This window comes from Streptomyces sp. NPDC006372, from assembly GCF_040612515.1.
Lineage (GTDB): Bacteria > Actinomycetota > Actinomycetes > Streptomycetales > Streptomycetaceae > Streptomyces.
Genome location: NZ_JBEXQJ010000003.1, coordinates 131488 through 150942, shown reverse-complemented (window position 1 = coordinate 150942; position 19455 = coordinate 131488). Strand labels below are relative to the sequence as shown.

Here is a 19455-nt window from a genome sequence, read left to right as displayed (position 1 = left end):
TCGAACCCCCCCTACGGGTGTCAGGAGTTGCTCGGGAAACCGAGGTTGATGCCGCCGTCGGACGGGTCCGGCCAGCGGGTGGTGACGACCTTGCCCCGGGTGTAGAAGGCGATGCCGTCGTTGCCGTAGATGTGCAGGTCGCCGAAGAGCGAGTCCTTCCAGCCGCCGAAGGAGTGGTAGCCGACGGGCACGGGGATCGGCACGTTGACGCCGACCATGCCCGCCTTGACCTCCAGCTGGAAGCGGCGGGCCGCGCCGCCGTCCCGGGTGAAGATCGCGGTGCCGTTGCCCCAGCGGGAGTCGTTGATCAGCTTGATGGCCTCTTCGTACGTCTCCGCGCGGACCACGCACAGCACCGGGCCGAAGATCTCGTCCCGGTAGGCGTCCGCCGTCAGCGGCACCCGGTCCAGCAGGGAGACGCCGAGGAAGAAGCCGTTCTCGTGGCCGTCGACCGAGTAGCCGGTGCCGTCCACGACGACCTCGGCACCCTGCTCGGCCGCGCTCGCCACGTACGACGCCACCTTGTCGCGGTGCTCGCGGGTGATCAGCGGGCCCATCTCGCTCGCCGGGTCGTTGCCCGGGCCGATCCGGAGGTTCTTGGCGCGCTCGGTGATCTTCCCGACCAGCTCGTCACCGATGTCGCCGACCGCGACCACGACCGACACGGCCATGCAGCGCTCGCCCGCCGAGCCGTACGCCGCGTTGATCGCCTGGTCGGCGGCGAGGTCCAGGTCGGCGTCGGGCAGCACCAGCATGTGGTTCTTGGCGCCGCCCAGGGCCTGCACCCGCTTGCCGTGCTCGACGGCCGCTCGCTGGATGTACTTGGCGATCGGGGTGGAGCCGACGAAGGAGACCGCCTCGATGTCCGGGTGCTCCAGGATGCGGTCCACGGCCGTCTTGTCGCCCTGCACGATGTTCAGGACGCCCTCCGGCAGACCGGCCTCGGTGGCCAGCTCGGCGAGCTTGAGGGACGCCGACGGGTCCTTCTCGCTGGGCTTGAGGACGAAGGTGTTGCCGCAGGCGATGGCCAGCGGGAACATCCACATCGGCACCATCGCGGGGAAGTTGAACGGCGTGATGCCGGCGACCACGCCCAGCGGCTGCCGGATGGAGGCCACGTCGACCCGGGTGGAGACCTGGGTGGACAGCTCGCCCTTCAGCTGGACGGAGATACCGCACGCGAGTTCCACGATCTCCATGCCGCGCGCGACCTCGCCGAGCGCGTCGGAGTGCACCTTGCCGTGCTCGGCGGTGATCAGCTCGGCGATCTCGTCGCGGTGGGCGTCCAGCAGCTCGCGGTACTTGAACAGGATCGCCGTGCGCTTGGCGAGCGAGGACTCCCCCCAGGACTCGAAGGCGGTCCTGGCCGAGGCGACCGCGGCGTCCACCTCGTCGACGGTCGCGAACGCGACCTGCTTCTCCTGGGCGCCGGTGGCCGGGTTGTAGACGGGGCCGAACCGGCCCGAGGTGCCCTCGACGGGCTTGCCGTCGATCCAGTGGGTGATGGTCTTCATGGTGCCAAGGGCCTTTCGTGGAGCCGGAGTTCAGCGGGGGAGTGCGGCGGGTGTTCAGAGGTGGTGGCGGCGGTCCGCGACCTGGCGGTCGTAGCGCTCGCGGGCCTCGACGGCGGCCTCCCGGGAGGCGGTCTCGGCCACGGGCACGTCCCACCAGGCCTCCGCCGGGGGAGCCGTGGGCGCCGGGTCGGTCTCGACGTACACGCACGTCGGACGGTCGGAGGCACGGGCCGCGGCCAGCGCCTCGCGCAGCTCGCGCACGGTCTTCGCGCGCAGCACGTCCATGCCGAGGCTGGCGGCGTTGGCGGCGAGGTCCACGGGCAGCGGGGCGCCCGTGAAGGTGCCGTCGGCGGCCCGGAAGCGGTAGGCGGTGCCGAACCGCTCACCGCCGGTCTCCTCCGACAGACCGCCGATGGAGGCATAGCCGTGGTTCTGGAGGAGGACGATGTTGACCGGCAGCCCCTCCTGGACGGCCGTGACGATCTCCGTCGGCATCATCAGATAGGTGCCGTCGCCGACCAGCGCCCAGACCGGTGTGCCGGGAGCGGCCTGCTGGACACCGATGCCGGCCGGGATCTCGTAGCCCATGCAGGAGTAGCCGTACTCCAGGTGGTACTGGCGCGGGCTGCGGGAGCGCCACAGCTTGTGCAGGTCGCCGGGGAGCGAACCGGCCGCGTTGATCACCACGTCGGTGTCGCCCACGGCCGCGTCCAGCGCGCCGAGCACCTGCGTCTGGGTGGGCACCGCGCTCTCGTCGCCGGCGCGGTAGGCGTCCTCGACGACCTCGTCCCAGCGCTCCTTGCCGGCGCGGTACCCGGCCTCGTACGCCTCGCTCACCCGGTGACCGGAGAGACCCTCCAGCAGCTTCTCCAGACCGGACCGTGCGTCGCACACCAGCGTGCGCGCGGCCAGCTTGTGCGCGTCGAAGCCGGAGATGTTGAGGTTGAGGAACCGTACGTCCGGGTTCTGGAAGAGGGTGCCGGAGGCGGTGGTGAAGTCGGTGTAGCGGGTGCCGACACCGATCACCAGGTCGGCGGTGCGGGCGAGTTCGTCGCTGACGGCCGTGCCGGTGTGGCCGATGCCGCCGAGGTCGGCGGGGTGGTCGTACCGCAGCGAGCCCTTGCCGGCCTGGGTGGAGGCGACCGGCACACCGGTGGCCTCGACCAACGCCTTCAGCGCCTCTTCGGCCTCGCTGTGGTGGACGCCGCCGCCCGCCACGATCAGCGGCCGCTCGGCCGCCCGGACCGCCTCGACGGCCGCCGCCAGCTCCACCGGGTCCGGCGCCGGACGCCGTACGTACCAGACGCGCTCGGCGAAGAACTCCTCCGGCCAGTCGTACGCCTCCGCCTGCACGTCCTGAGGCAGGGCGAGGGTGACCGCGCCGGTCTCGGCCGGGTCGGCCAGCACACGCATGGCCTGGAGCGCCGACGGGATCAGCGCCTCGGGGCGGGTGATCCGGTCGAAGTACCGCGACACCGGGCGCAGGGTGTCGTTGACCGACACGTCGGCCTCGACGGGGTGCTCCAGCTGCTGGAGCAGCGGATCGGGGGCGTGCGAGGCGAAGTAGTCGCCGGGCAGCAGCAGCACCGGCAGCCGGTTGATCGTCGCGAGGGCGGCGCCGGTGACCAGGTTGGTGGCGCCCGGGCCGATGGAGGTCGTCACCGCCTGCGCGGACAGGCGGTTCAGCTGCCGGGCGTAACCGACCGCCGCGTGCACCATGGACTGCTCGTTGCGGCCCTGGTGGTAGGGCATCACATCGGCGTACTCGACCAGCGCCTGGCCGACCCCGGCAACGTTGCCATGGCCGAAGATGCCCCAGGTCCCGGCGATCAGCCGGCGCCGCACGCCGTCCCGCTCGGTGTACTGGACGGACAGGAAGCGCACCAGGGCCTGGGCGGTCGTCAGTCTGCGGGTGGCGGCGGTCATACGGAGGTCTCCGGGGCGGTGTAGAGGGGGAGCCGGGCGTCGACCGGCTGGTCCGGCCAGGTGTCGCGGACCCAGGCGTGGTCGGGGTGGTCGCAGATCAGCCAGGCGCGCTCGTCCTCCGGGCCCGCCATGACGTTCAGGTAGTACATGTGGTGGCCGGGCGTGGCCATCGAGGGCCCGTGCCAGCCGTCCGGGATGAGGACGACGTCGCCGTCGCGGACCTCGGCCAGCACGTCGGTGTCCCGGCCCGGCCCGGACGGGGAGACCCGCTGGTAGCCGAGGCCGGGGACGCCGTCGTGGCCGGCGAACTCGAAGTAGTAGATCTCCTCCAGCACGGACTCCTCGCCCGGCCGGTGCTCGTCGTGCTTGTGCGGCGGGAACGACGACCAGTTGCCGCCCGGGGTGATCACCTCGACCGCGATGAGCTTGTCGCACTCGAACACGCCCGCCGCGCCGAAGTTGTTGACCTGCCGGGAGCAGTTCCCGGTGCCCCGCAGCTCCACGGGCACCTCGGAGGCCGGTCCGTAGCGGGCGGGCAGCCGCCGCGAGCAGCGGGCGCCGGTCAGCGCGAACCGCCCGCCCGCGGCGGACGTCACCGTCGCCCGGGCGTCGCGCGGCACGTACGCGAAGTCGCTGACACCGCTGAACACATCGGCACGGCCCTGGAGTTCGAAGGTGTCCTGCCCGAAGTCGTCCGCCGCCGTGACCGTGCAGGCGCCGCTGAGCGGGACGACGATCCACTCGCTGTCGTCGGTGTCGAAGGTATGGGTGCCGCCCGGCGGCAGCTCCAGGATCCGCAGGCTGGAATGGTTCCAGCTTGCCTTCTCGGGCGTGACGTCGACGGTGTAGGGGCCGCCGAGGGCCTTACCGGCGGGAAGGTGATACGTCATCGTGTGCCTTTCGGATCACAGCAGGTGCCGCTTGCGTCACAGGTGCCTTGTGCATCACAACAGTCCGACGGCCGTGTCCACGGCCTGCGCCACGCTGCCCTCGGCCGGGTAGAGCAGCGAGCGCCCGACGACCAGACCCTGGACGGTGGGCAGACGCAGGGCCTTGCGCCAGCGTTCGTACGCGCCCTCCTGGTCCTCGCCCACCTCACCGCCGAGCAGCACCACGGGCAGCGTGGAGGTCTCCAGGACCTCCGCCATGTCGTCCGGGTCGTCGGTGACGGGCAGCTTCAGCCAGGTGTAGGCGGAGGTGCCGCCGAGGCCCGAGGCGATCGCGACGGACCTCGTCACGGCCTCGGCGGACAAGTCGTTGCGGACCTTGCCGTCGATCCGCCGGGAGATGAACGGCTCGACGAACAGGGGCAGTCGCCGGGCCGCCATGGCGTCGATCGCCCGGGCGGTGGACTCCAGGGTGGTCAGCGAGCCCGGGTCGTCGTAGTCGATGCGGACCAGGAGCTTGCCCGCGTCGAAGCGGAGCCGGTCGATGTCCTCGGCGCGGTGGCCGGTGAAACGGTCGTCCATCTCGAAGGAGGCCCCGGCGAGTCCGCCACGGTTCATCGAGCCCATGACGACCTTGTTCTCCAGCACCCCGAGCAGGAGCAGGTCCTCCAGGATGTCGGCGGTGGCGAGCACCCCGTCGACCCCGGGCCGCGACAGCGCGACGCACAGCCTTTCCAGCAGATCGGCGCGGTTGGCCATGGCCAGGCGCCGGTCGCCGACCCCGAGGGCGCCGCGCGCCGGGTGGTCGGCGGCCACGATCATCAGCCGGCCGCTGTCGCCGATCAGGGGCCGGCGCACCCGCTGAGCTGCCGCCTCGGCGACGGCCTCGGGATGGCGTGCTCTGACCGCGGTGAGGTCGGGGATGCCGATGTTCAAGGAAGGCTCCGTTTCAGTGGCTCGTGCTCGGCGACGGCACCCCGGTGAGGAGGTCCTCGACCTCGGACTCGGTGGGCATCGCGGAGGAGCAGGCGAGGCGGGAGGCGACGAGGGCGCCGGCGGCGTTGGCGTGGCGCATGGTCTTCTCGAGGTCCCAGCCGGAGAGCAGACCGTGGCAGAGCGAGCCGCCGAAGGCGTCGCCCGCGCCCAGGCCGTTGACCACCTCGACCGGCACCGGTGGCACCTCGGCCCGGCTGCCGTCACGGTGCACGGCCAGGACGCCCTTGGGCCCCTGCTTGACGACGGCCAGCTCCACACCCGCCTCCAGCAGCGCGTCGGCGCAGGCCTGCGGCTCGCGCACGCCGGTGGCGATCTCGCACTCGTCGAGGTTGCCGACCGCGACGGTGGCGTGGCGCAGGGCCTCGCGGTAGTACGGGCGGGCCTCCTCGGGGTCGCGCCAGAACATCGGGCGCCAGTCGAGGTCGAAGACGGTGAGGCCCGACTTGTCGCGGGCCTTGAGGGCGGCGAGCGTGGCGGAGCGGCTGGGCTCCTCGCTCAGGCCGGTTCCGGTGATCCAGAAGATGCGGGCGCCGCGGATCGCGAAGAAGTCCAGTTCGTCGGTGTGGATCTCCAGGTCCGGCGCCTTCGGGCGGCGGTAGAAGTACAGCGGGAAGTCGTCCGGCGGGAAGATCTCGCAGAACGTGATCGGCGTGGGGTGCGACTCGACCGGGGTGACCCAGCGGTCGTCGACGCCGAAGGACCGCAGCTCCTCGTGCAGGTAGGTGCCGAAGGGGTCGTCGCCGGTCCGGGTGATCACCGCCGTACGGCGCCCGAGGCGGGCCGACGCGACCGCCACATTGGCCGCCGAACCTCCCAGGAACTTCCCGAACGTCTCCACTTGGGGCAGCGGGACACCGGTCTGGAGCGGGTACAGGTCGACCCCGATGCGGCCCATCGTGATCAAGTCGAAATACTGGGCTGGCTCGGCCATGCGCGACCTCCTCGGGAAGCTGGGGATGCGGGTCCCGGGGCGCCCTGACACGGTGGGGGCGTGGATCCATGGACCTGCCGCATCCCAGATTTAGGCCTCCGAGGGCGGCGCTGTCAATAGTTTGTACTTACATTCGGACCTGCTTGTGAAATGATGTCTTAACAAAGTATTGACAGCGAGCGCGGCAGGGACTTGGATCCCGTGGCATCGCAACAGTGTGTTTGCGGCATCATGATCCGGACTCCGTAAGGCTCCGGGACCACGGATCCTCGTGATCCCCTCCCCTTTCCCCCGCAGTAGCACAGTGAGGTGCCAGGAAAGATGGACCGCTCTTCTCACCCCCGCTCTCGCAGGATCGCGCCCGTCGTCGCCGTGGCCGCGGTGGCGGCCCTGACCCTCGCCGGCTGCTCCAGCAGTTCCGGGGGCAAGAAGTCCGAGGAAGGCGCCGCGAACGCCTCCGCCGGCAAGGCGACCACGCCGCGCATGACCGTCGCCCTGGTCACCCACCAGGCGCCCGGCGACACCTTCTGGGACACCGTCCGCAAGGGTGCCGAGGCCGCAGCCGCCAAGGACAACATCAAGCTCGTCTACTCCGCCGACCCGAACGCGGGCAACCAGGCCAACCTGGTCCAGAACGCGATCGACCAGAAGGTCGACGGCATCGCCGTCACCCTCGCCAAGCCGGACGCCCTCAAGGGCGTCATAGGCAAGGCCGAGAAGGCCGGCATACCCGTCGTCGGGCTCAACTCCGGTCTGAGCGACTGGAAGAAGCTCAACATGCTGGAGTTCTTCGGCCAGGACGAGTCCGTGGCCGGCGAGGCCTTCGGCAAGAAGCTCAACGAGGTCGGCGCCAAGAAGGTCCTCTGTGTTATGCAGGAGCAGGGCAACGTCGGCCTGACGCAGCGCTGCGACGGTGTGGCGAAGACCTTCGAGGGCAAGGTCGACCCGCAGAACGTCAACGGCACCGACATGCCGGCCGTGAAGTCGACGATCACCGCCAAGCTGAAGCAGGACCCCTCCATCGACTACGTCGTCACGCTCGGCGCGCCCTTCGCGCTGACCGCGGTGCAGTCGGTCGGGGACGCCGGCAGCAAGGCGAAGGTCGCCACCTTCGACCTCAACAAGGACCTGATCAAGTCCATCAAGGCCGGCGACATCCAGTTCGCCGTCGACCAGCAGCCCTACCTCCAGGGCTACCTGGCCGTCGACGGTCTGTGGCTCTACAAGAACAACGGCAACTACAGCGGCGGCGGTGAGCAGCCCGTGCTGACCGGTCCGGCCTTCGTCGACAAGTCCAACGTGGACAAGATCGGGGAGTTCGCCGCGAAGGGCACCCGGTGATGAGCATGACCCAGCAGGCCACGCCGGCGGTGGACACACCGCCGGCCCCCGGCCCCAAGCAGTCCGACGGCCGGACACGGCAGCGCCCGCTGGCGCTGCGGCTGCTCGCCCGGCCCGAGGTCGGCGTCTTCCTCGGCGCCGTCGCGGTGCTCGTGTTCTTCCTGTTCGCCGCCCCGCCCGTGCGCGACGGCAGCTCGATGGCCAACATCCTGTACCAGTCCTCGACCATCGGGATCATGGCGCTGCCCGTGGCGCTGTTGATGATCGGCGGCGAGTTCGACCTGTCGGCCGGTGTCGCCGTGATCACCTCGGCGCTGACCGCGTCGATGCTCAGCTACCAGCTGACGCTGAACGTGTGGGTGGGTGTGATCGTCGCCCTCGCGGTGTCGCTCGGCATCGGCGCCTTCAACGGCTGGCTGCTGGTCAAGACCGGCCTGCCGAGCTTCCTGGTCACCCTGGGCACCTTCCTGATCCTCCAGGGCGTGAACCTCGCGGTGACCAAGCTGGTCACCGACAACGTCGCCACCGACGACATCAGCGACATGGACGGCTTCACGCAGGCGCAGAAGATCTTCGCCTCGACCTTCAACGTGGGTGGGGTCAACGTAAAGATCACGGTGGTGTGGTGGCTGGTGTTCGCGGCCCTCGCGACCTGGGTGCTGCTGCGCACCAAGTACGGCAACTGGATCTTCGCGGTCGGCGGCAACAAGGAGTCCGCGCGGGCCGTCGGTGTCCCGGTGACCTTCACCAAGATCTCCCTGTTCATGCTGGTCGGCTTCGGCGCCTGGTTCGTCGGCATGCACCAGCTGTTCTCCTTCAACACCGTGCAGTCCGGCGAGGGCGTGGGCCAGGAGCTCATCTACATCGCCGCGGCCGTCATCGGCGGCTGTCTGCTGACCGGCGGTTCCGGCAGCGCGATCGGCCCGGTCTTCGGCGCCTTCATGTTCGGCATGGTGCAGCAGGGCATCGTCTACGCCGGCTGGAACCCCGACTGGTTCAAGGCCTTCCTCGGCGTGATGCTCCTCGGCGCCGTCCTCATCAATCTGTGGGTCCAGCGCACGGCGACCCGGAGGTGACCGCAATGACCAGCAAAGAATCCGGCACCCACGGGGCCGTCCTCGAGGACACCCCGCCCGCCGACGACCCCACCCTCGTGGAACTGCGCGGCGCCGGAAAGTCCTACGGCAACATCCGCGCCCTGCACGGCGTCGACCTCACCGTGCACCCCGGCAAGGTGACCTGCGTCCTCGGCGACAACGGCGCCGGCAAGTCCACCCTCATCAAGATCATCTCCGGGCTGCACCAGCACACCGAGGGCGAGTTCCTCGTCGACGGCGCCCCCGTGCGCTTCTCCACCCCGCGCGAGGCCCTCGACAAGGGCATCGCGACCGTCTACCAGGACCTCGCCGTCGTCCCGCTGATGCCGGTCTGGCGCAACTTCTTCCTCGGCTCCGAGATCACCAAGGGCCCCTGGCCCGTACGCCGTCTCGACATCGAGAAGATGAAGAAGACCGCGGACGAAGAGCTGCGCGCCATGGGCATCGTCCTGGACGACATGGAACAGCCCATCGGCACCCTCTCCGGCGGTCAGCGCCAGTGCGTGGCCATCGCCCGCGCCGTCTACTTCGGCGCCCGCGTCCTCATCCTGGACGAGCCCACCGCCGCCCTCGGCGTCAAGCAGTCCGGCGTGGTGCTCAAGTACATCGCCGCCGCCCGCGAGAAGGGCCTCGGCGTCATCTTCATCACCCACAACCCCCACCACGCCTACATGGTCGGCGACCACTTCAGCGTCCTGCGCCTGGGCACCATGGAACTCTCCGCCTCCCGCGCCGACGTCAGCCTCGAAGAGCTGACCAACCACATGGCCGGCGGCGCCGAACTCGCCTCCCTCAAGCACGAGTTGGCACAGGTCCACGGCGTCGACGTCGAGGAACTCCCCGAAGCGGGAGACCTCACCGCCCCCGTAGCCACGTCTTCGGAAGGAAAGTCCTGACATGGCCCTCGCGCTCGACCGCATCCGGGTCGGCTCCGCCCCCGACTCCTGGGGTGTCTGGTTCCCCGACGACCCCCAGCAGGTGCCCTGGGAACGCTTCCTCGACGAGGTGGCCGAGGCCGGCTACTCGTGGATCGAACTCGGTCCGTACGGCTACCTGCCCACCGACCCGGCCCGGCTCACCGACGAGGTGACCAAGCGGAACCTCAAGGTCTCCGCCGGCACGATCTTCTGCGGACTGCACCGCGGCCCCTCCGAGTGGGACTCCACCTGGGAGCAGGTCAGCAGGGTCGCCGCCCTCACCCAGGCCATGGACGCCAAGCACCTGGTCGTCATCCCGTCCTTCTGGCGTGACGACAAGACCGCCGAGATCCTGGAGGCCCCGGAGCTCACCACCGAGCAGTGGCGCAACCTCACCACCGGCATGGAGCGCCTCGGCCGCGAGGTGAAGGACCGGTACGGCCTGGACATCGTCGTCCACCCGCACGCCGACACCCACATCGACACCGAGGAACACGTCGAGCAGTTCCTCGACTCGACCGACTCCGACGCGGTCAACCTCTGCCTGGACACCGGGCACTACGCCTACTGCGGCGGTGACAGCGTCAAGCTGATCGAGACGTACGGCGAGCGCATCGGCTACCTCCACCTCAAGCAGGTCGATCCGGAGATCCTCGCGGACGTGGTGAAGAACGAGGTGCCGTTCGGCCCCGCGGTGGCGCGCGGTGTGATGTGCGAACCGCCCGCCGGTGTCCCGGAGCTGGGTCCCGTCCTCACCGCGGCCCAGAAGCTGGGCGTGGACCTGTTCGCCATCGTCGAGCAGGACATGTACCCCTGCGAGCCGGACAAGCCGCTGCCGATCGCGGTGCGCACCCGCAAGTTCCTCCGGTCCTGCGGCGCCTGACGACCCGAAAGGACGGCCCATGACTGAGCGCGCCACCCCCACAGCCCTTGGTGTAGCAGTCATCGGTACCGGACGGATGGGCGCCGACCATGTGCGCCGCATCCACCAAGTCACCAGTGGAGCACGGGTGACGGCCGTCGTGGACGTCGACGCGGAACGGGCGAAGGCCGTCGCCTCCCGCGTCGACGGCTGTACCGCCTACACCGATCCGGCCGCCGCGATGGCCGCGGCCGACGTCGACGCCGTCCTGATCGCCTCCCCGGGCCCGGCCCACGAGGCCACGCTGCTCGAAGCCTTCGAGCGCGATCTGCCCGTCCTGTGCGAGAAGCCGCTCACCCCCGACGCGGCCTCCGCCCTGCGCGTCCTCGAAGCCGAACTGCGCCTCGGCCACCGCCGGGTCCAGGTCGGCTTCATGCGCCGCTACGACCCCGAGTACGTGAAGCTGAAGGCCCTGCTGGCGACGGGCCAGCTGGGCCGCCCGCTGATGGTGCACAACCGGCACCGCAACGCGGCCAGCCCGCCCTTCTTCACCAGCTCCATGCTCATCAGCGACTCCGTCGCCCACGAGGCCGACGCGACCCGCTGGCTGCTCGGCCACGAGATCACCGCGGTCACCGTGCTGCGGCCGACCCCGTCCGCCAACGCCCCCGAGGGGCTGCGCGATCCGCAGTTCGTCGTCTTCGAGACCGACGGCGGCGCCCTCTCCGACGTGGAGATCTTCGTCAACTGCGGCTTCGGCTACCAGGTCCAGGCCGAGGTGGTCTGCGAGCGCGGCACCGCCCGCATCGGCGACGGCCACGCCCTGGTCACCAACATGGCCGGCCGCTGGGGCGGCACCATCGCCCAGGACTTCACCGAACGCTTCGAGACGGCCTACGACCAGGAGATCCAGACCTGGGTCGACGCCACCCGCCGAGGCGAGGTCACCGGCCCGAGCGCCTGGGACGGCTACGCCGCGGCGGCGGTGTGCGAGGCGGGGGTCCGCGCCCTGGAGGACGGCGGCCGGGTCGAGATCGATCTGGTCGGCAGACCCTCGCTCTACGAGTGAACCGTGAACAGGGCCCGGGGCCACACCCCGGGCCCTTTCCGTGCGGGTGTCAGATCCTGGTACGCGGCCGGGGCTCGAACCCGGCCGTGCGGTAACAGGCGTCGATGAGCTCCATCGTCGTCACCGCGTCGTCCGGATCCAGCGGCAGCGGCGTCCCGTCCCGCACCCGGGCGGCGAACGCCTCCAGCTGGTACGTGTACGACGAGCGCGTCCCGAGGTGCTCCGTGCGCTCACCCTCCGGGGTACGGACCACGATCCGGTCGTCCTCCTGGGGCAGCACGAAGTTCGCCGCCCTCGCCTCGCCCCGGGAGCCCACGACCCGGATGCTCATGTCCAGCCCGTCGTACGCCATGTGGCAGCGGGCCGAGCCGGTCGCGCCGCCGGGGAACTCCAGGTCGGCGTCCAGCCACTCGTCGACGCCGGGCGCGCCCGCGCGCTCCTCACCCCGGGCCCCGGCCAGGCGTGGCGCGCCGCCCGCCCAGGGCGCGAGCATGCGCAGGGCGTGCAGGCTGTAGCAGCCCAGGTCCATCAGGGCGCCGCCGGCCAGCGGCAGCGACCAGCGCGGGTCGGTGTCCGGCGGCGCGGCGATGGCGACCATCGCCTCGACGTGCCGCAGCTCTCCGAGTTCGCCGGAGTCCAGCAGCTCGTGCAGGCGCCGGGTGACGGGGTGGTAGAGGTAGTGGAAGGCCTCCATGAAGACCGTCCCGGCCTTCTCCGCGGCCTGCCGTACCTCTGCCGCCTCCGCGGCGTTGCTCGCCGACGGCTTCTCCGACAGGACGTGCTTGCCCGCCGCGAGGGCGGCCAGGTTCCACGGGCCGTGCAGGCCGTTGGCGAGCGGGTTGTAGACGACGTCGACCTCGGGATCGGCCACCAGCTCGGCGTACGAACCCGCCACCCGCTCCACACCGTGCTCGGCGGCGAACGCCTCGGCGCGGGCACGGTCGCGGGCGGCCACCGCGACGAGTCGGTGGCCGGTCGCCCGGGCCGGGGCGATCAGGGAGCGTTCGGTGATCCGCGCGGCTCCCAGCAGTCCTATGCGCAGTGGTTCCCGGACTGGTTCGCTCATGTCTGCCATGTCTGCCATGTCTCCTGGATCGTCACGGTACGGTGCTCATGCGTCGACAGTGTGCACAAAGATCCTGGTCGCCCCGCGGGCGGCAGCGGCGTAGCGTGATCAGTGCCTTCGAGGGGAGCCGTGATGGGCACAGCACGCGACCTGATGATCGTGGCGATGGACGCGGCCACGAGCCGGCCGGTGACGCAGGGCGAGCTGTCGCTCGGGCTGGCCGGGGCCGAGGTGATCGACCTGCTCGGTGCGGAGGTGGTGACGCTGGAGGGCGACCGCATCGTGCCCCGCCTGGCACCGCCCCTCGACGACCCGCTGCTGGACCGGGCCGCGACCGCACTCGTGCGCGACAAGCCGTACGAGCCGATCGAGGACTGGCTGTGGCGCAGGGGCCGTGGACTGGCCCGGCAGTACTTGACCGCGCTGGAGGAAGAGGGGCTCGTCTCACGGCCCCGGGCGTCCTGGCTCCCCTTCCGCAGCACCACCTGGCCGACGCCGGTCGAGTCACCTGCCCGGCAGCGCGCCCGGCACCGCCGGGCGACCGACGAGCCGGTGCTCGCCACACTCGCGGCCGCGGTAGGGGTGCGCGACGAGGTGCCCGAGGACCTTCCGGCGCCCGACGAAGCGGCCGAGGCCGTGCTCGCCGCGGTGGTCGACGCCGTGACGGAGCTGGACGCCGTCCGCCGCCGCCGGGCCATCGAGGACGACGCGTTCGCCAACGTCTGGCGCGGTGCGTGAGCCGCGGCGGCCTCCACGTCAGCCCACCCGTACCTCCTCGATGGTCACGGGACGGTGCTCGTGCAGCGACAGGGTGCACGCGTCGGCGATCCAGCCCGCCTCCAGGGCGTCCTCGATCGTGCAGGGGGAGGGGCGGGTACCGGCGACGACCTCGGTGAACGCGATCAGTTCGGCACGGTAGGCCGCGGTGAAGCGGTCCATGAAGAAGTCGTGCGGCGTGCCCGCCGGGAAGGTCACGCCCGGCTCGACCGAGCGCAGCGGCAGCTTGTCCTCGAGGCCGACGGCGATGGAGTCCGTGAAGCCGTGGATCTCCATGCGGACGTCGTAACCACGGGCGTTGTGCCGGGAGTTGGAGACGACCGCGATCGTGCCGTCGTCGAGCGTGAGGATCGCGCCGGTGGTGTCGGCGTCGCCGGCCTCCTTGATGAAGTCGGCACCGCGGTTGCCGCCGATCGCGTACACCTCCGTCACCTCACGGCCGGTCACCCAGCGGATGATGTCGAAGTCGTGCACCGAGCAGTCGCGGAAGATGCCCCCCGAGGCGGCGATGTAGGCGGCCGGCGGCGGCGCCGGGTCCAGCGTGGTCGACCGCACCGTGTGCAGCTTGCCGAGCTCGCCGCTCTGCACGGCGGCGCGGGCGTTGACGAACCCGGTGTCGAAACGCCGGTTGTAGCCGATCTGGATCGGCACGTCCCTGCCGCGCACGGCCTTGAGCACCTCGACGCCCTCGCTCATGGTCTTGGCGACGGGCTTCTCGCAGAAGACCGGGACACCGGCCTCGACCCCGGCGAGGATCAGTGCCGGGTGCGCGTCGGTCGCCGCCGCGACGACGATGCCGTCCACGCCCGCGGCCAGCAGGGCCTCGGGCGAGTCCACGACCTCGGCCCCGAACCGCTCCGCGGCGGCCTTGGCGGCACCCGCGAACGGGTCGGTGACGACGAGGGAGTCGACCGAGTCGAGCCCGGAGAGGGTCTCGGCGTGGAACGCGCCGATGCGGCCGAGGCCGAGAATTCCGATACGCATGAATTGCTCCTTGGTGTGGTGCACGCCCTCAGGGGCGCGGGGAACTGCGCGACCAGCCACGACGGCGCCGCACGCGACAGACGGACAAAGCGCGGCAGATTGCTAGTCGAGTCCTCCCAGCACGTTCTGGTCCCAGTCGATCACCGACCCGGTGACCACCCCGGACCGGTCCGACAGCAGGAAGACCACGAACTCGGCGATCTCGTCCGGCTGGCCCAGCTTGCCCATCGGCAGCTTCGCGGCGGCCTGGTCACGCCAGTCGTCCCCGGCCCCGTGGAACGCCTTCTGCGTGGCGTCCTCCCCCTCGGTCGCCGTCCAGCCGATGTTGAGGCCGTTGATCCGGACCCGGTCCCACCGGTGGGCGTGCGCGGCATTCCGGGTCAGCCCGATCAACCCCGCCTTGGCCGAGACGTACGGCGCCAGAAACGGCTGCCCCCCGTGCGCCGACGACGTGATGATGTTGACGACCGTGCCGGGCGCCCCCCGCGCCACCATGTCCGCGACCGCGGCCTGCATCGCGAAGAACGGCGCCTTCAGGTTGATCGCGATGTGCTGGTCGAACAGTTCGGGCGTGGTGTCCAGCAGCGTCCCCCGGGACGTCAGACCGGCGGAGTTCACCAGGCAGTCGACCCGGCCGTACGCCTCCACGACCCGGGTCACGGAGGCCTTCGCCTGCTCGGCGTCCGACAGGTCGGCCCGTACGTACATGGCCTTGCCGCCCGCGGCGATCACCTCCTCCACCAGGGCCTCGCCGGGCTCGGGACGCCGCCCGGTCACGGCCACGACCGCCCCCGCGCGGGACGCGGCCCGCGCGATGGCGGCGCCGACCCCCTGACTGCCGCCGTTGACCAGGACGACCTTGTCGTCGAGAAGTCCCATGAGTTCCTCAGCTCTCTCGCCGTTCGGTACCGGCCCGCAGCTCCGAACGGAGCGTCTCCGGCGTCCACTCCTCGCGCAGCGCCCGCCGTACGAGGTCCGCCTGCGAGGGCGGGGCCAGGCCCTCGACCGGCGGGTCGCTGTCGAGGTTGGTCGGGAAGGGGTAGCCCTCGGCACTCGCCGCGACCACCCGGTCCAGCCACGCCTGGTCCCGGCCCTCGGCCTTGCGCTTGAGCAGCGCCGGGTAGACGGCGTTCGCCACGGCCTCCCGGTCCACCGTCTCCATCGCCCGCCCGAACGCGGACGACACCTGGAGCAGGTTGGCCATGCGCCGGACGTCCGCCGAGCGGTTGGTGCCGGCGGCGTGGAAGAGGGCCGGGTTGAAGAAGACCGCGTCGCCCTTCGCGAGCGGCAGCTGCACCTGGTGCGCCTCGAAGTACGCCCGGAACTCGGGAAGCCGCCAGGCGAGATAGCCCGGCTCGTACTTCTGCGAGTGCGGCAGGTACATCGTCGGCCCGGACTCGACCGGCATGTCGCAGTGCGCCACGGCGCCCTGGAGGGTCAGCACGGGAGAGAGCCGGTGCACGTGCGCCGGGTAGGCGGCGGCGACCTCGTTGGACAGGAAGCCCAGGTGGTAGTCGCGGTGCGCGGTCTGGGCCGCGCCGCCCGGGTTGACCACGTTCAGCTGGGAGGTGACCTGGTAGCCGGGGCCCAGCCAGGCCGTCGCCACGAGCGCGAGGATGTCGTTGGCGTAGTAGTCGGCGAACGCCTCCGCGTCGTACAGCGCCGCCTTCTCCAGCGCGTTCCACACCCGGTCGTTGGCGCCCGGCCTGGCGAAGTGGTCTCCGGCCGTCGCGCCCGAGGCGCGCTGCTCGGCGATCAGCGCCTCGAACACGGCGGTGGCCCGGTCGACGACCTCCGCCTCGGGGAAGGCGCCGCGGAAGACGACAATGCCCGGCCCGTCGGCGAGGGCGCGCACCAGCTCGGACTGGATCACGCGGTCGCCTTCGAGCAGGCCGCTGTCGTAGACCGGCACGTTGCGCTCCACGGCGGAGGCGTGCGGATAGTCGGCGGGGTCCGTGGCCTGCTCGACCAGCGCGCGGAACGCGTCCAGATCGCAGTGCTGCTCGGACAGCCAGGCGCGGTGGTGGACGGAAGTGAAGGACATCGTCGTCCCTTCGGGGGTCACGGAGCGACGGAGCCCTGTCATTCTTGTCAGTACAAACCCCTCGAACAACCAGCAGCGACCCATCAAAAACCCCTCAAGGAGCCTGCGTATGGGCCACCCGTTCCCGATCCGGGAGATCGCCCGTCAGGCGGGCCTGAGCGAGGCGACCGTCGACCGGGTCCTCAACGGCCGTGGCGGGGTGCGGGAGAGCACCGCGCAGGAGGTGCGCCGGGCCATAGCCGACCTGGACCGGCAGCGCACGCAGGTCCGGCTCGTCGGCCGGACGTTCATGGTCGACATCGTGATGCAGGCGCCGGAGCGTTTCACCACCGCGATCCGGGCCGCCCTGGAGACCGAGCTGCCGTCCCTGCATCCGGCGGTGCTCCGCTCGCGCTTCCACTTCCGGGAGACCGGGCCGGCCGGGGAGCTGGTGCGGATCCTGGACCGGATCGCCCGGCGCGGCTCCCAGGGCGTGATCCTCAAGGCCCCGGACGTCCCCGAGGTCACCGCCGCCGTCGGCCGGCTCGAAGCCGCCGGCATCCCGGTCGTGACGCTGGTGACCGACCTGCCCGCCAGTGCCCGCCAGGCCTACGTCGGTATCGACGACCGGGCCGCGGGGGCGACGGCCGGGTACCTGATGGGCCAGTGGCTGGGCGATCGGCCGGGCAACATCCTCACCAGCCTCAGCAGTGGCTTCTTCCGCAACGAGGAGGAGCGCGAGATGGGTTTCCGCGGTGTGATGCGGGCCCGCCACCCCGCGCGCACGCTGGTGGAGATCGCCGGGGGGCAGGGGCTCGACGTCACCCAGTACGAGCTGGTGCGGGCCGCGCTGGAACGCGATCCGGACATCCGCGCGGTGTACTCGATCGGCGGCGGCAACATCGCCACCCTCCGCGCCTTCGACGATCTCGGCCGTGAGTGCGCCGTCTTCGTCGCGCACGATCTCGACCACGACAACACCCGGCTGCTGCGCGAGCACCGCCTGTCCGCCGTGCTCCACCACGACCTGCGCCAGGACGTCCGCGAGGCCTGCCACATCGTCATGCGCGCCCACGGCGCCCTGCCGCCGGCGGGACCGACCCTGCCCTCGGCGATCCAGGTGGTGACGCCGTACAACATGCCGCCGCAGGCGGCCGTGTGATCAGGGCGGGGTGGCCGGGCGTGGATCCGGGAGGGAACCCGCCCCCGCCCCTACCGTCAGGCCCATGTGGACCTCGCGCCCGGACGGCGGCCCTGAGCGGTTGGTGGCTCTGGTCGACGGTGTGTTCGCCATCGCCATCACGCTGCTCGTACTCGATCTCTCAGTGCCCCGGGATCTCGCTCCCGCCGCGTACCGGGCGGCCCTGCGCGAACTGCTCCCCGATTTCGGGGCCTATGCGCTGAGTGTCGCGGTCCTGGGGAGCTTCTGGCGCGACCACCGACAGATCTTCCAGGACGTCCGGGAGGTCGACGGCCAGGTGATCACCGTCTCCGTGGTCGGGCTCGGCGTCGCCGCGCTCGTGCCCTTTCCGACGAGGCTGATCGCCGAGTACGGGGCTCAGCCGGTGTCGGTCGCCGTCTACGCGGGGGCGGTCGCCGCGCTCGGCGCCTGCCACCTCGGTGTGGCCGCGCTCCTGATGAAACGCCCCTGGCTCCGCCACGACAGGCCTTCCGAGGCGGCGACCGCGCTCTACCTCCTCGACAGCGCCACGTCGGTGGTGGTGTTCGTCGCCACGGTTCCCCTGGCCCTGGTGACCGGGCCGAGCATCATGTGGCTGTGGCTCGTCCTCGTCCCGATCAAGGTCTATCTGGGACGGCGGCTCCAGGGCCCCGCTTGAGGCGCGGCCTCACCCCCGCCCGGGCAGCTCCACCCAGGTGCCGCTCCGCGCCGATCGCGCCATGGCGTCCAGCGCGGCAGCACTGTGCACGGCATCCCGCAGCGTCGCCCCGTGCGGTGTGCCTTCGGCGACCGACCGGAGGAACCGGTACGCCTCGACGACCTTCAGGTCGTCGTACCCCATGGCGTTCGCCGCCCCCGGCTGGAACGCCGCGAACTCACCGTGGCCCGGGCCGACGTACACCGTGGTGACGGACTGGTCCTGGTACGTCGTGCCGCGGCTGACACCCAGCTCGTTCATCCGGCGGAAGTCCCAGAACACCGCCCCCTTCGTGCCGTGCACCTCGAAGCCGTAGTTGTTCTGCTCGCCGACCGACACCCGGCAGGCCTCCAGCACACCGCGCGCCCCGGAGGCGAAGCGCAGCAGACAGCTGACGTAGTCCTCGTTCTCGACCGGGCCGAGCTCGCCACCGGAGGCGCGGCTGTGACCGGCCGTGGCGCCGGTGGGCCGGGCCCGCTCCGGCAGGAAGATCGCCGTGTCGGCGGTGAGCGAGGTGATGTCGCCCAGCAGGTGACGGGCGAGGTCCGCACCGTGCGAGGCCAGGTCGCCCAGCACTCCGCTGCCGCCCCGCTCCCGCTCGTACCGCCACGTCAGCGCACCCTCGGGATGGGCCGCGTAGTCGCTGAACAGCCGGACGCGGACGTGCGTGACCGTGCCGATCTCCCCGGAGGCGATCAGCTCGCGGGCCGCCTCGACGGCCGGTGCGTTGCGGTAGTTGAAGCCCACCGTGCCCTGCACGCCCGCCTCGGCCACCGCGTCCGCCACCGCACCGGCGTCCTCGGCGGTCAGGCCCACCGGCTTCTCGATCCAGATGTGCTTGCCCGCCTCGGCCATGGCGACGCCGATCTCACGGTGCAGGAAGTTCGGCGCGGTGATGCTGACCGCACGCACGCGCGGGTCGGCGACCACCTCGCGCCAGTCCCGCGTCGTCGAGGCGAACCCGAACTGGGCGGCGGCCTCCTCCGCCCGGCCCGGTACCTCCTCGGCGACCGTCACGAGCTCAGGGACGAGGGGCAGCTGCGGATAGTGGTGCCGCACGCGCGCGTAGGCCTGCGTGTGCACCCGCCCCATCCAGCCGAATCCGACGACGGCGACGCCGAGCGTGTCCACCATGAGAGCCCCTCTTTGGACCGTTCCAGAACCTGTCCAGCCCACCCTGGGCGCGGT

18 protein-coding genes are annotated in these 19455 nt (G+C 71.1%); 8 read left to right on the top strand and 10 right to left on the bottom strand.

All coding sequences use genetic code 11. The annotated features are described in order from the left end of the window. Positions 1–20 precede the first annotated feature (20 nt). Genes ABZ016_RS07760 through iolC form a run of 5 tightly spaced genes read right to left on the bottom strand, consistent with a single transcriptional unit; the run spans position 21 to position 6254 of the window. Positions 21–1514 (bottom strand): CoA-acylating methylmalonate-semialdehyde dehydrogenase, encoded by a 1494-nt coding sequence (locus tag ABZ016_RS07760; RefSeq protein ID WP_356915641.1) that lies wholly within the window; start codon positions 1512–1514, stop codon positions 21–23. A 54-nt stretch (positions 1515–1568) separates the two neighbouring features. Then, the gene (gene iolD, locus ABZ016_RS07755) at positions 1569–3440 is read right to left on the bottom strand and encodes a 3D-(3,5/4)-trihydroxycyclohexane-1,2-dione acylhydrolase (decyclizing) (RefSeq protein WP_356915640.1); all 1872 of its coding nucleotides are present in this window, start codon (positions 3438–3440) and stop codon (positions 1569–1571) included. Next, entirely contained in the window at positions 3437–4330 is an 894-nt protein-coding gene (gene iolB / locus ABZ016_RS07750) for a 5-deoxy-glucuronate isomerase (protein WP_356915639.1), read from the bottom strand. The genes iolD and iolB overlap by 4 nt, the downstream gene beginning before the upstream one ends. 54 nt (positions 4331–4384) lie before the next feature. After that, positions 4385–5263, bottom strand: a complete 879-nt coding sequence (locus ABZ016_RS07745) for a deoxyribose-phosphate aldolase (protein ID WP_356915638.1) — start codon at positions 5261–5263, stop codon at positions 4385–4387. A 13-nt stretch (positions 5264–5276) separates the two neighbouring features. Then, positions 5277–6254 carry a 5-dehydro-2-deoxygluconokinase gene (gene iolC / locus ABZ016_RS07740; protein ID WP_356915637.1) on the bottom strand — a complete coding sequence of 326 codons (978 nt, stop codon included), beginning with the start codon at positions 6252–6254 and terminating at the stop codon, positions 5277–5279. 321 nt (positions 6255–6575) lie between these two features. On the opposite strand from iolC, the gene ABZ016_RS07735 reads away from it, so the two are divergent. The 5 genes from ABZ016_RS07735 to ABZ016_RS07715 are packed head-to-tail and all read left to right on the top strand — an operon-like array spanning position 6576 to position 11540. Further along, the gene (locus tag ABZ016_RS07735) at positions 6576–7595 is read left to right on the top strand and encodes a sugar ABC transporter substrate-binding protein (RefSeq protein WP_356915636.1); all 1020 of its coding nucleotides are present in this window, start codon (positions 6576–6578) and stop codon (positions 7593–7595) included. Then, the gene (locus ABZ016_RS07730) at positions 7595–8671 is read left to right on the top strand and encodes an ABC transporter permease (protein WP_356915635.1); all 1077 of its coding nucleotides are present in this window, start codon (positions 7595–7597) and stop codon (positions 8669–8671) included. The genes ABZ016_RS07735 and ABZ016_RS07730 overlap by 1 nt, the downstream gene beginning before the upstream one ends. 5 nt (positions 8672–8676) lie before the next feature. Next, the gene (locus tag ABZ016_RS07725) at positions 8677–9588 is read left to right on the top strand and encodes an ATP-binding cassette domain-containing protein (protein ID WP_356915634.1); all 912 of its coding nucleotides are present in this window, start codon (positions 8677–8679) and stop codon (positions 9586–9588) included. Position 9589: 1 nt separating this feature from the next. Continuing rightward, positions 9590–10492: a sugar phosphate isomerase/epimerase gene (locus ABZ016_RS07720; RefSeq protein ID WP_356915633.1), complete on the top strand. Its 903-nt coding sequence runs from the start codon at positions 9590–9592 to the stop codon at positions 10490–10492. A gap of 19 nt (positions 10493–10511) precedes the next feature. Further along, positions 10512–11540: a Gfo/Idh/MocA family oxidoreductase gene (locus ABZ016_RS07715; RefSeq protein WP_356915632.1), complete on the top strand. Its 1029-nt coding sequence runs from the start codon at positions 10512–10514 to the stop codon at positions 11538–11540. 49 nt (positions 11541–11589) lie between these two features. Here the strand turns inward: ABZ016_RS07715 and ABZ016_RS07710 are convergent, their stop codons facing one another. After that, a complete protein-coding gene (locus ABZ016_RS07710; RefSeq protein ID WP_356915932.1) occupies positions 11590–12606 on the bottom strand; it encodes a Gfo/Idh/MocA family oxidoreductase in 1017 nt (338 codons plus the stop codon). A 132-nt stretch (positions 12607–12738) separates the two neighbouring features. On the opposite strand from ABZ016_RS07710, the gene ABZ016_RS07705 reads away from it, so the two are divergent. Beyond that, on the top strand, positions 12739–13344 hold the full coding sequence (locus tag ABZ016_RS07705) for a GPP34 family phosphoprotein (RefSeq protein ID WP_356915631.1): 606 nt from the start codon (positions 12739–12741) through the stop codon (positions 13342–13344). An 18-nt stretch (positions 13345–13362) separates the two neighbouring features. On the opposite strand, the gene ABZ016_RS07700 is transcribed toward ABZ016_RS07705, so the two are convergent. The 3 genes from ABZ016_RS07700 to ABZ016_RS07690 all read right to left on the bottom strand — a co-directional run bounded on the left by ABZ016_RS07700 (position 13363) and on the right by ABZ016_RS07690 (position 16411). Further along, entirely contained in the window at positions 13363–14367 is a 1005-nt protein-coding gene (locus tag ABZ016_RS07700; protein ID WP_356915630.1) for a Gfo/Idh/MocA family oxidoreductase, read from the bottom strand. A 102-nt stretch (positions 14368–14469) separates the two neighbouring features. Then, complete coding sequence (locus tag ABZ016_RS07695; RefSeq protein WP_356915629.1) at positions 14470–15246, bottom strand: SDR family oxidoreductase; 777 nt, start codon at positions 15244–15246, stop codon at positions 14470–14472. 7 nt (positions 15247–15253) lie between these two features. Beyond that, positions 15254–16411, bottom strand: a complete 1158-nt coding sequence (locus ABZ016_RS07690; protein WP_356915628.1) for a phytanoyl-CoA dioxygenase family protein — start codon at positions 16409–16411, stop codon at positions 15254–15256. A gap of 109 nt (positions 16412–16520) precedes the next feature. On the opposite strand from ABZ016_RS07690, the gene ABZ016_RS07685 reads away from it, so the two are divergent. Both ABZ016_RS07685 and ABZ016_RS07680 read left to right on the top strand, forming a co-directional pair. After that, positions 16521–17552, top strand: coding sequence for a LacI family DNA-binding transcriptional regulator (locus tag ABZ016_RS07685; RefSeq protein WP_356915627.1), 1032 nt, complete (start codon positions 16521–16523; stop codon positions 17550–17552). Positions 17553–17616: 64 nt separating this feature from the next. Continuing rightward, entirely contained in the window at positions 17617–18228 is a 612-nt protein-coding gene (locus ABZ016_RS07680) for a TMEM175 family protein (protein ID WP_356915626.1), read from the top strand. 9 nt (positions 18229–18237) lie between these two features. On the opposite strand, the gene ABZ016_RS07675 is transcribed toward ABZ016_RS07680, so the two are convergent. Next, a complete protein-coding gene (locus ABZ016_RS07675; protein ID WP_356915625.1) occupies positions 18238–19401 on the bottom strand; it encodes a Gfo/Idh/MocA family oxidoreductase in 1164 nt (387 codons plus the stop codon). Between the last annotated feature and the right edge of the window lie 54 nt (positions 19402–19455).

Excerpts from the sequence above, each read along its gene's own strand:
- ABZ016_RS07760 (WP_356915641.1), bottom strand. The coding sequence starts at position 1,514 with ATGAAGACCATCACCCACTGGATCGACGGCAAGCCCGTCGAGGGCACC.
- iolD (WP_356915640.1), bottom strand. The coding sequence starts at position 3,440 with ATGACCGCCGCCACCCGCAGACTGACGACCGCCCAGGCCCTGGTGCGC.
- iolB (WP_356915639.1), bottom strand. The coding sequence starts at position 4,330 with ATGACGTATCACCTTCCCGCCGGTAAGGCCCTCGGCGGCCCCTACACC.
- iolC (WP_356915637.1), bottom strand. The coding sequence starts at position 6,254 with ATGGCCGAGCCAGCCCAGTATTTCGACTTGATCACGATGGGCCGCATC.
- ABZ016_RS07735 (WP_356915636.1), top strand. The coding sequence starts at position 6,576 with ATGGACCGCTCTTCTCACCCCCGCTCTCGCAGGATCGCGCCCGTCGTC.
- ABZ016_RS07730 (WP_356915635.1), top strand. The coding sequence starts at position 7,595 with ATGAGCATGACCCAGCAGGCCACGCCGGCGGTGGACACACCGCCGGCC.
- ABZ016_RS07725 (WP_356915634.1), top strand. The coding sequence starts at position 8,677 with ATGACCAGCAAAGAATCCGGCACCCACGGGGCCGTCCTCGAGGACACC.
- ABZ016_RS07720 (WP_356915633.1), top strand. The coding sequence starts at position 9,590 with ATGGCCCTCGCGCTCGACCGCATCCGGGTCGGCTCCGCCCCCGACTCC.
- ABZ016_RS07715 (WP_356915632.1), top strand. The coding sequence starts at position 10,512 with ATGACTGAGCGCGCCACCCCCACAGCCCTTGGTGTAGCAGTCATCGGT.
- ABZ016_RS07710 (WP_356915932.1), bottom strand. The coding sequence starts at position 12,606 with ATGAGCGAACCAGTCCGGGAACCACTGCGCATAGGACTGCTGGGAGCC.
- ABZ016_RS07705 (WP_356915631.1), top strand. The coding sequence starts at position 12,739 with ATGGGCACAGCACGCGACCTGATGATCGTGGCGATGGACGCGGCCACG.
- ABZ016_RS07700 (WP_356915630.1), bottom strand. The coding sequence starts at position 14,367 with ATGCGTATCGGAATTCTCGGCCTCGGCCGCATCGGCGCGTTCCACGCC.
- ABZ016_RS07695 (WP_356915629.1), bottom strand. The coding sequence starts at position 15,246 with ATGGGACTTCTCGACGACAAGGTCGTCCTGGTCAACGGCGGCAGTCAG.
- ABZ016_RS07690 (WP_356915628.1), bottom strand. The coding sequence starts at position 16,411 with ATGTCCTTCACTTCCGTCCACCACCGCGCCTGGCTGTCCGAGCAGCAC.
- ABZ016_RS07685 (WP_356915627.1), top strand. The coding sequence starts at position 16,521 with ATGGGCCACCCGTTCCCGATCCGGGAGATCGCCCGTCAGGCGGGCCTG.
- ABZ016_RS07680 (WP_356915626.1), top strand. The coding sequence starts at position 17,617 with ATGTGGACCTCGCGCCCGGACGGCGGCCCTGAGCGGTTGGTGGCTCTG.
- ABZ016_RS07675 (WP_356915625.1), bottom strand. The coding sequence starts at position 19,401 with ATGGTGGACACGCTCGGCGTCGCCGTCGTCGGATTCGGCTGGATGGGG.